Origin of the sequence: Serratia bockelmannii (assembly GCF_008011855.1) — a bacterium.
Classification (GTDB): domain Bacteria; phylum Pseudomonadota; class Gammaproteobacteria; order Enterobacterales; family Enterobacteriaceae; genus Serratia; species Serratia bockelmannii.
Genome location: NZ_VOUX01000033.1, coordinates 117,208 through 131,780 on the forward strand (window position 1 = coordinate 117,208; position 14,573 = coordinate 131,780).

A 14,573-nucleotide genomic window follows, 5' to 3' on the forward strand; every position below is an offset into this window, starting at 1 on the left:
TGACCGCCGCGTCGAGTAGGCTACGGCCGCCTTTGGCAGTGGTGGTACGGTTGATGGGCGTCATTGTCCCGCCACTGCTTGAGGCGTTTCCCCGCATTTCCCGTTATCCCGCACGTTGATTTTCCACTTTTTTGAACTGATGACGCAGCTGCAGCGCATTGCAAAGCACCAAGACTGCCGTGACGGCGAACACCCAACGGAACCCCATCATCGCCGAAATGCCCGATCCCAGCAGCGGGCCAACCACGTTCCCCAGGTACATGAAGGATTGGTTATAGCCGAAGATGCGCCCGGTCACCTGATCGGAGGAATACTTCAGCAGCAGCGCCTGCACCGCCGGCATCAGCGCGCCGTCGGCAAAACCCAGCAGGAAGCGCAGAATGCCCAGCTGCAGCGGCGTATTGACCCAGGCCATCACGGCGAACAGGCCGGTGGTGAACAGCAGCGCGGCGATCAGGATGCGCGCGGTGCCGATGCGATCGCCGAGCCGCCCGAGGCGTGGCGCCGAGATCAGCGCCGCAATGCCGGGCACGGCGGCGATCATGCCGCTGACAAAGGCGATATTGCTGACGTCGCCCGACAGCTCGCGAATGAACAGCGTCAGGATCGGGCTGATGGACGAGTTAGCCAGCTGGATCATCAGGGTACAAACGAACAGGGTGACGATCAGCGTCGGATAGGGCAGCGAACGGAATACCGCCTTGCCGCTCAGCTGATCCGCTTTTTTCACCGTGATGCGCCGCTCTTTAATCAGGAACAGCGTCACCAGGAAGCTGACGAACATCAGCCCGGCGGTGACGAAAAATACCACCCGCAGCCCCAGATGGTCGGCCATCAGCCCGCCCAACAGCGGCCCGGCGATCACGCCGGAGATCTGCCCGGTAGAGAGCGTGCCCAGCGCCCAGCCGCTTTTATCGCGCGGCGCCTGCGAGGCGACCAGCGCCATGGCGTTGGGAATATAGCCGGACGTCAGCCCCATCAGGGCGCGCAGCGCGAACAGCTGCCAGACGTTGGTGGCCAGCCCCTGCAGCGCGATGACGATCGCCATGCCCAGCGAGGCGCGCAGCAGCATCAGCTTGCGGCCTTTGCGGTCGGCCAGGCTGCCCCACAGCGGCGAGACCACCGCCGAGACCAAAAAGGTGCCGCTGAACACCAGCCCGGACCACAGGCTGAGGGATTGGTGATCGCTGACGCCGAGCTGTTCGACGTACAGCGGCAGAAAAGGGAGGATTTGGCTCATCGCCAGCCCGGTGAAGAAACACCCGAGCCAGACCGAGATCAGATTGACTTTCCACGCTTCCATCGGCTTACCGTACCACGTTGAATAAGGAGGGATTTATTAAGCAAAATAATAATAACACTGCAAATTAATCGGCGAGGAGCAAATGCGTGAGCAAACGTAACCCTGCCGATGCAGTGTCTTTTTTGCTATATATTAATAGCTATATTATCATAGGTAACTAGGTTAAGCCAGAGCGGCGCGGTAGCCAGGAAGGGCACCGCGCGATCCGGCGGTGTGAAAGCAGGGATAAACTGAACGCTAGATTGATGCCAATGAAAAAAGATCACCCTGAAGACGTGTCGCTGCTGCGCACGCAGTTAATGTCGCTGGTGCGCCGTTTGCGGCGCGAGTCGCGCAGCGACGAAAAATCCTGGGCCCAGCTGATGCTGTTGGGGGCTATCGATCGCCACGGCGGCGAGGCGACGCCGTCGCTGCTGGCGGAATCGGAGCGCATGCGTTCCTCTAACCTGGCGGCCGCGTTGCGTGAGCTGGAGGCCGACGGGCTGCTGGTGCGCACGCCGGATGCCGAAGACAAACGCCGGGTGCGGGTGCGCCTGACGTCCGCCGGGCTGGGCCTGCTGGAGCAAAGCCGCAGCCGGCGTGAGGCGTGGCTGCTGGCGGCGATGGAGAGCTGTTTAACGGAGCAAGAACAGGCGCTGTTGGTTGAGGCGGGGGCGTTGATGGCGCGGCTGGCGGCGGCGCCGTCAACGGACGCGGAATAATCGCTGGGCGGCCGGTGCGCCGCCCGTGCAGCGAGGTTACGGCATCGGCCAATCGGCCGGCATGGTGCTGACCACGTCCACGTAGCGATCCCAGGCCGATGACCAGAACTGGGTGAAGGCTTCCAGGGTAAGGTGGATGCCCATCAGGCCCATCACGAACCAGCAAGCGGTAAACAGGCCCAGGCTGCTGAACATGAACGCCATGCCATTGCGGCTGGTTTTACGGCAAACGACGTTTAACTGGCTGGCGAAGAACATCATCACGGCGCTCAGCAACTCCCAGCGCATCATGACTAAACCGGTGGCAATGGTACTCATCGAACTCGATCCTATGTAACAAAAAGCCGCATCCGGCAGGGCGCCGACAGGGAAATGCGGGGGAATATCGGTAATAGTGTGATTAAGATCACATTGTAGCATTGGGGCGAACGGGGGCTCAATGGGGATCGCGGTGAAAAAATCGCCGCCGGTAACATTCCAATATGCTGAAACAGTTATGCCATTTCATTAGCAACCTTTTCATGGGGCGTCGCGCCCGATAACGCTATGCTTGCCGGCTTTTCAGCTCCCTGATTTTGCGGGGGAAATGTGACGCAAAAGGTACCGGCACTGCATGGCCCTGTTAAAAGAAACAATTCGCGACCACTCTGCGGAAGAAAGGCTGTTTATCCGCCGGGCAGGCGTGGCGCTGGCGCTGGTAGTGGTGTGCTTCGGCGTATTGATCGTCAACCTCTACCGGCTGCAAATCCGCCAGCACGGCTTTTACCAGACGCGCTCCAACCAGAACGACATCAAGATGCTGCCGCTAGCCCCCAGCCGCGGGCTGATCTTTGATCGTAATGGCACTCCGCTGGTGCGAAACGTGACACTGTATCGTATCGAGATCACGCCCAGCAAAATCACCGACATGGCGGTGCTGCTGCAGGCGCTGACGCCGATCGTCGACCTGACGCCGGAGGACATCAGCGCGTTTCGCGATGACATGCACCACAACAGCCGTTACAAGCCGGTGACGCTAAAAACCGGTCTGAGCGACACCGAGGTGGCGCGCTTTGCCGTCAATCAATACCGTTTCGACGGGGTGACCATCGATACCTATCAACAGCGTGAATATCCTTACGGCGCTCAGCTGGCGCACGTGCTGGGCTATGTGTCGAAGATCAACGATAGCGATCTCAAGCGCCTGGACAAGGCCGGGCTGAGCGAGAACTATGCCGCCGATCGCAACATCGGCAAACAGGGCATCGAGGCCTATTACGAGTCCGAGCTGCACGGCACCACCGGCTATCAGGAGGTGGAGGTGGATAACCATGGGCGCGTGATCCGCCTGCTGAAGGAGCAGCCGCCGAAGGCCGGCAAGAACATCTACCTGACGCTGGATTTGCCGCTGCAGCAGTACATCGAATCGGTGCTGAAGGGGCAGCGCGCCGCGGTGGTGGTGGAAGATCCGCGCGACGGCGGCATCCTGGCGATGGTCTCCAGCCCCAGCTACGATCCCAATCCTTTCGTCAAAGGCATCGGCTATCAGGCCTATAAGGCGCTGCTGACCAACCCGGATCTGCCGCTGATCAACCGCGTCACCCAGGGGCTGTACCCGCCGGCGTCGACGGTGAAGCCCTACATGGCCGTTTCGGCGCTGTTCGCCGGGGTGATCACGCCCACCACCACCTTTTTCGGCGCGCCGACCTGGACGCTGCCCGGCACTGAGCGCCGCTACCGCGACTGGCTGAAAACCGGCCACGGCATGCTCAACGTCACCAAAGCGATCGAGGAGTCCGCCGACACCTTCTTTTATCAGGTGGCGTATGAGATGGGCATCGATCGTATTCACCACTGGCTGAGCCAGTTCGGCTACGGCCAGTCCACCGGCATCGATCTGAACGAAGAGTATCGCGGCGTGCTGCCGAGCCGCGACTGGAAGCTGAAGGTGCACAAAAAAGGCTGGTATCAGGGGGATACGGTTTCGGTGGGCATCGGCCAGGGGTATTGGGTGGCGACGCCAATCCAGATGGTAAAAGCGCTGACCACGCTGATCAACAACGGCCAGGTGAAAACGCCGCACCTGCTGTATTCGCTGCAGCAGGGCAACCGGGTGACGCGCTACCAGCCGCCGGCGCAAGCGGCGCAGATCGGCGATCCCCACTCGCCTTACTGGGGCATCGTGCGCAACGGCATGTACGGCATGGCCAACCTGCCGAACGGCACCGGTTACAAGCTGTTCCATACCGCGCCGTACCAGATCGCCGCCAAATCCGGCACCTCGCAGGTGTTCAGCCTGAAGCAAAACCAGACCTACAACGCCAAAATGATCCCGGTGCGGCTACGCGATCACATCTTCTATACGCTGTTCGCGCCTTACAAAAACCCCCGGGTGGCGATGGCGCTGATCCTGGAAAACGGCGGTGGCGACGGCGTGGTGGCGGGGCCGACCGCCCGCGCGATCCTCGACCATATTTTTGACCCGGCCAACGCGCCACAGCCCGGTGATATGCCGCAAAGTAAACCGCAGTTAAACGACAGTGCAGATGTGCAACGGTGATGCGGTTTGTTTTTACTTTCTTACAAACTGCAATCTCCTGACCATTTCCGGCAAGGTAGACTGAAATAACACCATAAACCGAATAAAAACGTAGGGTTAACACAACAGTGGCGCCATCGACCAAAAAGAGCGGTAAAACCTATTCCACAGTTCGTTTCGGCTGGATTTGCGCCGGCATGCTGGTCTGTTTTTTTCTGTTGGCGTTCAGGGTCGGCTACCTACAGCTGCTGGAACACCAGCAGTTGGCGGATCAGGCCGACCAGCGTTCGATCCGCACCCAGGTGGTGCCGACCAACCGCGCTATGATCACCGATCGCAACGATGAGGCGCTGGCGGTCAGCGTGTCGTCCAAAGACATCGTGCTGGACCCGAAGCATATTCTCGATACCCAGACCGATACCGGTAACGAACGCTGGCAGAGTATGGCCAACGTGCTGAAGATCCCGCTGGCGGACGTACAGCATCTGATCCAGAGCAACGCGCACAAACGTTTTGTCTACCTGGCGCGCAAGGTGGAGGACGACAACGCCGCCTACATCAGCAAACTGCACCTGACCGGCGTCAGCGCCGAGCAGGATTTCAGCCGCTTTTATCCGATGGGCCAGGATGCCGCCGGGCTGATCGGTATCGTCGGCCAGGACAATCAGGGGCTGGAGGGCATCGAGCTGGGCTTCAACCCGCTGTTGCAGGGAAAAAACGGCCTGCGGGTCTATCAGAAGGATGGCAGCGGCGCGGTGATCGGCGTGCTCAAAAGCGTGGATCCGGTGCCACCGCCGAACGTGACGCTCAGCATCGACAAATTTATCCAGTACGTGCTCTATGCGCAGATCCGCGACGGCGTGGTGGCTAACCAGGCCGACTCCGGCTGTGCGGTACTGGTCAAGATCGACACCGGCGAAATCCTCGGCATGGCCAGCTATCCGTCGTTCAACCCGAACAACTATGGCAGCACGCCGGCGAAAGATATCCGCAACGTGTGCAGCAGCGACAGCTTCGAACCGGGTTCGACGGTGAAACCGGTGGTGGTGATGGTGGGGTTGGAACATAAGCTGATCCGGCCGGATACCGTGTTGGACACCACGCCGTATCGGGTGAACGGTCACCTGATCAAAGACGTCGGCCACTGGTCGAAACTGACCATCACCGGCGTGCTGCAAAAATCGAGCGACATCGCGGTATCGCACATTGCGCTGGCGCTGCCGGCCACCGTGCTGCCGGCGGTCTACCGTAGCTTTGGCCTGGGGCGGCCGACCGAGCTTGGCATCGGCAACGAGAGCAGCGGCTATCTGCCGCAGCACCGTGAACGCTGGGCCGATATCGAACGCGCTACCTTCTCCTTCGGCTATGGGCTGCGCGTGACGCCGCTGCAGATGGCACGCGAATATGCTGCTATCGGTTCCTTCGGCATTTATCGGCCGCTGTCGATCACCAAGGTGACGCCGCCGGTGATGGGGCAACGTATTCTGCCGGCGGATACGGTACGGTCCGTGGTGCATATGATGGAGAGCGACGCCTTGCCTGGCGGCAGCGGGGTGAGCGCCGCGGTACCGGGCTATAGGCTGGCGATCAAAACCGGTACCGCCGAGAAAATGGGCCCCAGCGGCAAATACGACGGCGGCTACATCAACTACACCGCCGGCGTGGCGCCGGCCAGCGATCCGCAGGTGGCGCTGGTGGTGATGGTCAACAACCCGAAAGCCGGCAAGCACTTCGGCGGTTCGGTGGCGGGGCCGGTGTTCGGCAAGATCATGGCCCAGGTGCTGGAGCACATGAATATCCTGCCGGATGCCCAACCGCTTAACGTGGTGTCGTCGGTCAAGAGCTGATGGGGATTAGCGCGATTCCAGCAGGCGCTTTAGCGCCTGCAGATCGGCGTTCACCAGCCCGGCGTCGCGGGCGAACAGCGCGTCGTCCATGTCCGGCTGGCGGAACAGGGTGAAGATCACCTCGGTGCCGTGCCGGTTGGCGAGCGCGCGCAGCGGCACGTAGACCACGCCGCCGTTCGGCTGCGTCACCCAATGATCCAGCACGCCGAAGGCATTCGGCGCGCTGAAGCGAATACGAAGGTTTCCCTGTGGGGTGTCTGCCACCCATTCTTCATCTTCCTGCCGTAAACTGTTGGCCAACCCTTTGGCCCACAAGGGGAAATTTTCCGGCTGGCTGAGAAAGGCGTACACCTCGTCACAGGGGCGGTTGATGGCAATATGCAGCGTTTGCGCGCTCAACATCGTGGCTTCTCCGGTTGGCGGTGATACTTCAGTGTAGATCTCGCCGTGCTCAGAAGTAGTAACCGATGTTCACGTTAGTGCGAAAATACCATTTATTGCTGCCGGAGGATTGCGTGCCGGTCCAACCGGTGGCGTTTTCCACGCCGCCCCACGGGTTGGCATTCTGCGCCCAGGTCAGGTCCACCCACAGCATCACCGGCATGGCGAACACCTGCACCCCCAGCGTATTCATTTTGGAGTCGGAACCGCCGTGCTTATCCTTCCAGAGCACACTGTAATCGTTGTAGAACCGCAGCTTTTTCACCGGCCCCCAAGGTACGTCGACGTCGCGCGCCAGGTTGATGGCGGCGGTGGTGGCCTGCGACGGGATCAGATAGGCCGGCGTCAGGCCGTTGCCGCCCATCAGGATCACCGAATTGTTGGCCCCGGCCGGGCCTTTGGCATCGTAACCGTAGCGGATCACCTGGCCGGACAGATGCCAAGGATCGTTATTCACCAGCGTATGCAGGCCCGCCGCCCAGAAGCTGCCGTTATCGCCGGTCGCCTGGTTGTAGAGCCGCGAGGCCGCCAGCGAACCGCCGAGCTCATTGTCCCAGCCGCCCTGGTGGAAAGCGCGCGTCAGCCGCAGGTTTATCTGATCGCGTTTTTCGTTGCGCTGCAGGTGCTGTGACGCATAGTTGGTGTTTTTCAAATCGTCGTAGCTGGCGACGTCGGGGGCGTAACGCACGCCGGTCGGCATCATGCGCGGGTAATAGGCGGCGTCGAAGGCCCAATCGTCATGCTGATATTGGTATTTGGCGCCCAGCCCGGTGTTGACGCCAAAGCCGAGGTAAAACGGAATGCCGTACGACCAGCCGAACTGCGGGTAGGGCATCAGGCCGAACGGTTTGAACGGCGCGCCCAGTTGCACGGCGGAACGTTCAGACAGGTGATAGCCGACATAGGCGCGGTCGATGGCGTATTTGCGCCGATCCTGAAACCAGAATCCGCCATCGAAAAATGCATCGTTTACCTGGCCGGCGGCATCGATGCGAAAGGCGTCAAAGCGTAAATGCGGAGGATTACGATAATTGCTGCTGTGCCAGTCTTCATAGCGATAATTGGCGCGCAGTGCGCCGCCGATATCAATATTCTTTTTATTATCCTCGCTTTGCCAATGAATATGCGGAAATGCCGGGCGGCTTTTTTTTACCGGCGCTGCGGTGGTGGCAGCATCGTTGGGTAATGCGGCGACGGTTGCATAACTCACTGGTGAAACAAGGAAAAAACAAAGCGTGATCTTGCGCATAGCAGGCCCCTGAAGAAAATAGACTGTTTATTAAGGCGAGCGAGTTTCACCTGTGAACAGGGCATTTACGCTCATCGGTTTTATATTTGAGACGATTTTATTGAGCGTTTAATATATTAAATTCCGCGCCGGTTAATATATGAAACTTTGTTTCTTTTTTAATGTAAAAACTATAAATCCGGTATTAAACAAGTCAAGAAATAAAAATGAGAGTTGACGGGCAATACCGATTATTAGGGGATCTTGGCCGGCGGGGGCGACGCAGAGCAGGCTGAAATAGTCGTGTCATCAATGCCCGTTAGACTCGCGGCATCCTGGTATGACTGACTAAAAATCATGAACATAAAACTGACACTGGGCCACAGGGTAAAACCTGCGGCAGCGCTACCGCGTGCGTTTGGCTTCGGCAAGAGCATGGGCTTATTAAGCGGGGTGATTTGCGTTATCGCGCTATTTTCTCTGCTGCAATTGTTTTCCACCCTATTTATTTCCAATATTTTGCGCGACGCCAAGGTTAATCTGGTGACGGGCGATGCGTTGCATCGCCAGCAGGCGACAATGGATCGCGCCAGACTGTCGCTGCTGACGGCCAGCGATACCCTGAACCGTGCGGGCATCTATTATCTGCAGGATAAAGCCACCGGCTCCGAGGGCAGTTGGCATAGCCTGCTGGATGAATCGTTGGCGGCGTTGGCGGCTTCAAAGCAGGCCTTTGCCCGGTTCGAGCGCTTGAGCGCGGCTGCGCCCGAAGCGACGGGCGCCCTGAAAGACAGCTATCGTCTGTTCTATGACGGCCTGAAGGAACAGGCGCAAGGGTTGCAAAGCAGCGCCAGCGTCGATGCGTTTTTCGCCGTGCCGATCCAGGCGTTTCAGGCGGATTTCAACGAGAAGTATCTTGCCTACCAGACGCTGAACGAGCGGCGTGGCGATGACGTCAACGTGCGGCAATTGGCGGCGCTGGAGCAGGCCAAGATCTTTGCGTTTGGCGCGCTGGCGGCGCTGGCGCTGATTGCCGTGGGGGTCTGGGTCGGTGTCTCTCGCTGGGTTATCGCACCGCTGCAGCGGGCAATCGCGCACCTCAACGTGCTGGCCGCCGGCGATCTTTCGCGGCCGTTGCCGCCTGAGCGGGCGTTGAACCGCGAGATGCGTCAGCTGCAGACCAGCATTGGCCATATGCAAAACGGCCTGCAGCGGCTGGTGAGCGAGGTGCGCGATGCGGCGAGCGGGATCCTGAGTGGCGTCGGCCGGCTGGCGGACGGCAATCGCCAGTTGACGGCACAGTCGGCGAAGCAGGACGGCGAATTGCAGTTGGCGACCGAGCACGTGCAGCAGCTGGCGGCGCGGGTGGAAGAAAACGGCCAATACGCCCAGCAGGCCAGCCAACGAACCGAACAAGCCCGGCAGTACGCCGGCGCCGGTGAGCAGATGATGGAAACCGTCAATGTTTCAATCCAAGGGATCGTCAACCAATCGGCCGAGATGCGTGGCATCGTCGCGCTGATCGACAGCGTGGCGTTCCAGACCCATATTCTGGCGCTGAATGCGGCGATCGAGGCCGCGCATGCCGGCGTTCACGGCCGCGGCTTTGCCATCGTAGCCAAAGAGGTGGGTCTGTTGGCGCAAAAGAGCAGCCATTCGACGCGCGATATTCAGCAGTTGATCAACCGTTCACTGCAGCAAATCGATCAAGGTTCGCAGGCGGTGGATCTGCTGACCGGCAACCTGCGCCAGATTATCGATCTGGTGAACAAATGCAGTGCCCTGATGGGGGAAATCTCGCAGGCGTCTTTCAATCAGGGGGAGAGCATTCAGGACGTGACGGCGCGCATTGCGGCGCTGAATCAGGTGGTGCAACAAACCGGCGCCGTGGTGAACGCGGTGAGCGACGCTTCTCAGTCGCTGCAGGGCGAATCGGAACGGTTGGAAAAAGCGATGGCGCGTTTCAGGCTGCCTGTGCAATAAATAACCCTGACGCAGGTTAATGAATAATAAAGCTGCGCTAAACGTTATTTATTATTTTCCACCGCTGAGGGACGTTATTTCGATAAATAAAAAACAGACCGGCGCTTATGGATTAAAAAAGTGCCGGCCTGCAGAGATTATTTTAACGCGATGATTAACGGCTGGTCTGGTGGCCGATAATGCCACCCAGCGCCGCGCCGCCGAGGGTACCCAGCGTGCTGCCGTCGGTCAGCACCGCACCGCCGACTGCACCGACGCCCGCGCCGATCGCCGTGTTGCGATCGCGATTGGACATATGCCCACATGCGGTAACGGAAAGCGTTGCCATCACCACCACCAACACACCTGCGGCACGTTTAATATTCATAATGAGTTCCTGGTAAATTGACTGATTAATGGATTAAAAATAATCCGATTAACCTGCCGGTAGAAGTTGGGATGAATGTATTCCGCCGTAAGAAAATCGAACAGGTAAAAATTCTTAATTTTGCGGCGGTGAAAAGCGATTGCTCGCCGAATGTGCGGCCGCCGGTAAAATCGTGGGTCTATACTGGAAAGACGCCTCGCGGGGTGCGGGGCGCACACGCTGGAGGCCGCCATGTCCGATCTCGTTTCCGCATCCGGCAAACCGGTGAAAATCCCCGGCCCGGACCACCCAATCACCTTGACCCGCCATCCGGCGCGGGTTGTCGTGCGTGCAGCCGGTCAGACCCTGGCCGACAGCCGCAACGTGCTCATCCTGCAGGAAGCCACCTATCCGCCGGTGTTTTACTTTCCGCGTGAGGATGTGAATCGGGCGCTGTTGCAGAAAAACGAGCACGTCAGCTACTGCCCTTATAAGGGCGACTGCAGTTATTTCTCCCTTGTGCTTAACGGCGAGCAGGAGGCCAATGTGGCCTGGAGTTATGAAATGCCCTACAACGCCGTGGTAGCGATCAAGGATCATCTGGCATTTTATCCCGATAAAGTGACGGAGATCCGCACAGAAGCGTGAGCCGCCGCCGCCATCGGGCGGGGCAGGTTGACATTCTCATTATCCCTACTCATTATGTGTATTACCGTAAATTGATACGCTTTCCTTATGTTTTAATCCGACATAAACGAAACTCTGAGCAGGTGCCAAGGTGTCTACCTCTACGCGATTTGCCGTTGCCATCCATATTCTGACCAATATCACGCTGTGTCGTGGCCAGACGGTGCGTTCCGAAGACATCGCGCGCAGCGTCAACACGAATCCGACGGTAGTACGGCGCATCCTCGGCGCGCTGGCAGAGGCCGGGCTGACCTATTCACAGATGGGACAAGGCGGTGGGGCGCTGCTGGCGCGGCCGGCGGAAACGATCTCGCTGCTGGACGTGTATCGCGCGGTAGAGGATCAACCGTATTTCATGCTGCACCGTACCCGGCCTAACGATGCGTGCTATATCGGCCACGCCATTACCCCGGTGCTGGAGCAAGAATTTGCACGCGTCGGTCACGCGCTGGAAGCCAGCCTGGCGCAAACCAGCATCGCCGAAATGGCCGGGCAGGTCGAACGGTGCGCAGGCTATCCTTTTGTCCCTTGTTCACCGCAATATCAAGCGGATACGCAATAAAAAACCACGCAAATTCCCGCTACGCGCAGAGCATTTTTTGCATTGCGTTAATGTAATTGTGTAAGTTACATTAGCTCGCATCAAGTGTGATGTAGCTCACGTTTTAGACTGCCTCCCCACGATAATCGATCGATTGGCCGGAAACCTTTTCTTCCGGCGTAGGTTCGCTGTGCTTATAAACCAGGAGAGAACGATGTTAGAAATGATTGAAAGCTTGGCCACCGTGGTGGTCCTGGTGCCGGTAATGGTGGCCGTCTTGCTCGGCGCGATTTACGGCCTGGGTGAAGTGTTCAACGTCTTTTCCGCTATCGGCAGAAAAAATAACGGCTGAATTTGAACGTCAGGGGACGCAACGCCCCCTGACGGAGGGTTACAATACCGTCGCCAGGAAGTTGCGCGTCCTCTCATGTCCCGGCGCATCCAGAACCTGCTGCACGCTGCCCGTTTCAACCACCTTTCCCTGATCCATAAAGACAATCTGGTCGGCCACTTCGCGTGCGAAGCCGATTTCGTGCGTGACCACCACCATGGTCATGCCCGAATGCGCCAAGTCTTTCATCACCTGCAGCACTTCGCCAACCAATTCAGGATCGAGGGCGGAGGTCGGTTCATCAAACAGCAACACCTGTGGGTTCATTGCCAGCGCGCGGGCGATGGCGACGCGCTGCTGCTGGCCGCCGGACAGTTCACGCGGCCAGGCGTTGATGCGATGTTCCAGCCCGACGCGGGTCAGCAGCTGTTTCGCCCGTTCCTGCACCTCGGCTTTTTTTTCCTTTTTCACCCGCAGCGGCGCGTCGCTGACGTTTTGCAACACGGTGCGGTGTGCAAACAAGTTGAACTGCTGAAATACCATGCCAATGCTTTTACGCTGTTCGGCCACCTCGGCTTCTTTCAGCTCGTACAGATGCCGGCCTTTTTGGCGATAGCCGATCAGCTGTTCGCCAACACGAATGGTGCCGCCGTCCAGCTTTTCCAGGTGGTTGATGCAGCGCAACAGGGTGGATTTGCCGGAGCCGGAAGGGCCGAGGATCACCGTTACCGAACCTGCCGGAATGGTCAGGCTGATATTTTTCAACACGTCGGTGCCGGAAAAGGATTTCCGCACCCGGTTGATGTGGATAGATGCGCTCATTGTTCACCTCCCTGAGGGGCTTTGCGGTTGAGGAAGAACCGGCCGCTGCGCGTTGCCTGCGTGCCGCGGCCAAAATAGCGCTCCACGTAGTATTGACCAATCGACAGAATCGAAGTCATGGCCAGATACCACAGGGTGGCGACCAGCAGCAGCGGGATGACCTCGTAGGTGCGTTGGTAAATGATCTGCGCCGAATACAGCACGTCCTGCAGGGCAATCACCGACACCACCGCGGTGGTTTTCAACTGCCCGATCACCTCATTGCCCGCCGGCGGCAGGATGGTGCGCATCGCCTGCGGCAATACCACGCGCCACAGGATTTGCCCACGACGGTAGCCCAGTGCTTTGGCGGCTTCCAACTGGCCGCTGCCGACGCTTTGGATGCCTGCGCGCACGATCTCCGCCGCATAGGCCGACTGATGCATCACCAGCGCAATCACCGCGGCGCTGAAGGTGCTGATAAGGGTATTGGTCTGTGCGCTGGCGACTTCGCCCAGAAACGGGATCCACAAGCTGATGCGGGGATAAAGCGCGGCGATGTTGTACCACAGGAACAGCTGTACCAGCATCGGCACTGCACGGAAGAACCAGGTGTAGAACCAGCTTACCGCCACCAATACCGGATTGGCCGACAGGCGCATCAGCGCCAGCAGCACGCCGCCGGCGAAGCCGAACACCACCGAAATTACCGTCAGCTTCAGCGTCATGAGCACGCCGTTGAGGATGGACGCCTCGGTAAGATTTTCCGCCACCACCGACCATTCAAAGCGCGGGTTGTGCAGCATGGAATTGACGATAACGCCGACGATCAGCAGTACAACCAGGGCGCTGAGCCAGCGCCCGTAATGCCGGTGGCCAACGATGCTCAGTTCCGCGTCGTCGACAGGGTATTGCCCACTCATTTTGCGATCTCTTCATTGATGCCGGCGGTTTTCACGGCACCAAAACCGATATCCCAGCCGTCGAGGATTTTCTGGTAGCTACCGTCGGCGATCAGCGAATTTAGTGCCGCCTGCACCGGTTTCACCAGTTCGGAGCCTTTCGGCAGGGCGATGGCCACCGTGGTACCGTCGATGTTGATATCACCGGCCAGCGTCAGCGGTTTGACGTGGGTGGCCTGGTAGCGCAGCCCTTCATACGGGCCGAAAAACATCGGCACGCGGCCGCTGATCACCGCCTGCACCCCGGCCGGGCGATCCGGGAAGATCGGCATGGTGATGGCTGGCTTGCCGGCGGCGACGCATTGATCGCTGGCCTGCTGCAGGCGGGTTATCTGTGAGGTGCCTGCACCGGCGCCGACGGTCTGGCCGCACAATTGGGCCAGCTCGGTGTAAGGGCCAAGCGCAGCGTCTTTGCGGGCGATCAAAGCCAGCTTGGAAGCGTTGTAATAGCCGACGAAGTCCACCTGCTGGAAGCGCTTTTTGTTGGCGTCAATGTTGGCCAGCGCGACGTCATAACGGCCGGACTTCAGGCCGGGGATGATGTTGTCGAAACCGCCGGTGTCCTTCCAGTGGATCGCCACGCCCAGGCGATCGGCAATTGCGCTCATCACGTCGATTTCACGCCCAGCCAGCGTTTTGTTGTCCGCCTGGTAAAAGGTGGTCGGCGGGGTGTTCGGGTTGGTGCCGGCAACGATATAGCCGGCCTTTTTGATAGCGTCAGGCAGGCTGTCGTGCAGCGCCGGATCGGCGGCAGCTTTCACCGCCGCCTTGAAGGGAACATCGCCTTCAGCGGCATGACCGGCGGCCAACGGCGCCAGCGTGGAGGAAGCCAACAGCAGGGACAGTACGGTGCGTTTGAATGTGTTTTTCATCATGATTTCCCT

Annotated in this window: 15 protein-coding genes; 7 read left to right on the forward strand and 8 right to left on the reverse strand. The window is 59.1% G+C overall.

The features are described 5' to 3' along the window. Positions 1–103 precede the first annotated feature (103 nt). On the reverse strand, positions 104–1,303 hold the full coding sequence (locus FOT55_RS17135; RefSeq protein ID WP_004940721.1) for a multidrug efflux MFS transporter: 1,200 nt from the start codon (positions 1,301–1,303) through the stop codon (positions 104–106). A gap of 251 nt (positions 1,304–1,554) precedes the next feature. On the opposite strand from FOT55_RS17135, the gene FOT55_RS17140 reads away from it, so the two are divergent. Beyond that, a complete protein-coding gene (locus tag FOT55_RS17140) occupies positions 1,555–2,004 on the forward strand; it encodes a MarR family winged helix-turn-helix transcriptional regulator (RefSeq protein ID WP_147823777.1) in 450 nt (149 codons plus the stop codon). 36 nt (positions 2,005–2,040) lie between these two features. Here the strand turns inward: FOT55_RS17140 and FOT55_RS17145 are convergent, their stop codons facing one another. Next, the gene (locus FOT55_RS17145) at positions 2,041–2,322 is read right to left on the reverse strand and encodes a YjcB family protein (RefSeq protein WP_004940713.1); all 282 of its coding nucleotides are present in this window, start codon (positions 2,320–2,322) and stop codon (positions 2,041–2,043) included. A gap of 295 nt (positions 2,323–2,617) precedes the next feature. On the opposite strand from FOT55_RS17145, the gene mrdA reads away from it, so the two are divergent. Both mrdA and FOT55_RS17155 read left to right on the forward strand, forming a co-directional pair. After that, on the forward strand, positions 2,618–4,543 hold the full coding sequence (gene mrdA / locus FOT55_RS17150; RefSeq protein WP_147823778.1) for a penicillin-binding protein 2: 1,926 nt from the start codon (positions 2,618–2,620) through the stop codon (positions 4,541–4,543). A 107-nt stretch (positions 4,544–4,650) separates the two neighbouring features. Further along, the gene (locus FOT55_RS17155) at positions 4,651–6,369 is read left to right on the forward strand and encodes a penicillin-binding transpeptidase domain-containing protein (RefSeq protein WP_049295574.1); all 1,719 of its coding nucleotides are present in this window, start codon (positions 4,651–4,653) and stop codon (positions 6,367–6,369) included. A gap of 6 nt (positions 6,370–6,375) precedes the next feature. Here the strand turns inward: FOT55_RS17155 and FOT55_RS17160 are convergent, their stop codons facing one another. Beyond that, positions 6,376–6,771 (reverse strand): SRPBCC family protein, encoded by a 396-nt coding sequence (locus tag FOT55_RS17160; RefSeq protein ID WP_060433026.1) that lies wholly within the window; start codon positions 6,769–6,771, stop codon positions 6,376–6,378. A 49-nt stretch (positions 6,772–6,820) separates the two neighbouring features. Beyond that, a complete protein-coding gene (locus FOT55_RS17165) occupies positions 6,821–8,059 on the reverse strand; it encodes a hypothetical protein (RefSeq protein WP_043142747.1) in 1,239 nt (412 codons plus the stop codon). 414 nt (positions 8,060–8,473) lie between these two features. Between FOT55_RS17165 and FOT55_RS17170 the strand changes: the two genes are divergently transcribed. After that, the gene (locus FOT55_RS17170) at positions 8,474–10,021 is read left to right on the forward strand and encodes a methyl-accepting chemotaxis protein (protein WP_187181971.1); all 1,548 of its coding nucleotides are present in this window, start codon (positions 8,474–8,476) and stop codon (positions 10,019–10,021) included. A gap of 154 nt (positions 10,022–10,175) precedes the next feature. Here FOT55_RS17170 and osmB read toward each other — a convergent pair whose 3' ends face one another. Continuing rightward, positions 10,176–10,388, reverse strand: coding sequence for an osmotically-inducible lipoprotein OsmB (osmB, locus tag FOT55_RS17175; RefSeq protein WP_004940700.1), 213 nt, complete (start codon positions 10,386–10,388; stop codon positions 10,176–10,178). A gap of 231 nt (positions 10,389–10,619) precedes the next feature. On the opposite strand from osmB, the gene FOT55_RS17180 reads away from it, so the two are divergent. From FOT55_RS17180 to FOT55_RS17190, 3 genes are all read left to right on the forward strand, one after another. Further along, positions 10,620–11,015, forward strand: coding sequence for a DUF427 domain-containing protein (locus FOT55_RS17180; protein ID WP_025302787.1), 396 nt, complete (start codon positions 10,620–10,622; stop codon positions 11,013–11,015). Between the two features lie 130 nt (positions 11,016–11,145). After that, complete coding sequence (locus FOT55_RS17185; RefSeq protein ID WP_025302788.1) at positions 11,146–11,616, forward strand: Rrf2 family transcriptional regulator; 471 nt, start codon at positions 11,146–11,148, stop codon at positions 11,614–11,616. 193 nt (positions 11,617–11,809) lie between these two features. Beyond that, positions 11,810–11,947 (forward strand): AcrZ family multidrug efflux pump-associated protein, encoded by a 138-nt coding sequence (locus FOT55_RS17190; RefSeq protein WP_016927779.1) that lies wholly within the window; start codon positions 11,810–11,812, stop codon positions 11,945–11,947. A 39-nt stretch (positions 11,948–11,986) separates the two neighbouring features. Here the strand turns inward: FOT55_RS17190 and FOT55_RS17195 are convergent, their stop codons facing one another. The 3 genes from FOT55_RS17195 to FOT55_RS17205 are packed head-to-tail and all read right to left on the reverse strand — an operon-like array spanning position 11,987 to position 14,561. Then, positions 11,987–12,748, reverse strand: coding sequence for an amino acid ABC transporter ATP-binding protein (locus tag FOT55_RS17195; RefSeq protein WP_025302789.1), 762 nt, complete (start codon positions 12,746–12,748; stop codon positions 11,987–11,989). Then, positions 12,745–13,650, reverse strand: a complete 906-nt coding sequence (locus FOT55_RS17200; protein ID WP_060433029.1) for an amino acid ABC transporter permease — start codon at positions 13,648–13,650, stop codon at positions 12,745–12,747. The genes FOT55_RS17195 and FOT55_RS17200 overlap by 4 nt, the downstream gene beginning before the upstream one ends. After that, on the reverse strand, positions 13,647–14,561 hold the full coding sequence (locus tag FOT55_RS17205) for an ABC transporter substrate-binding protein (RefSeq protein WP_049204005.1): 915 nt from the start codon (positions 14,559–14,561) through the stop codon (positions 13,647–13,649). Before FOT55_RS17205 ends, FOT55_RS17200 begins: the two co-directional genes overlap by 4 nt. Positions 14,562–14,573 lie beyond the last annotated feature (12 nt).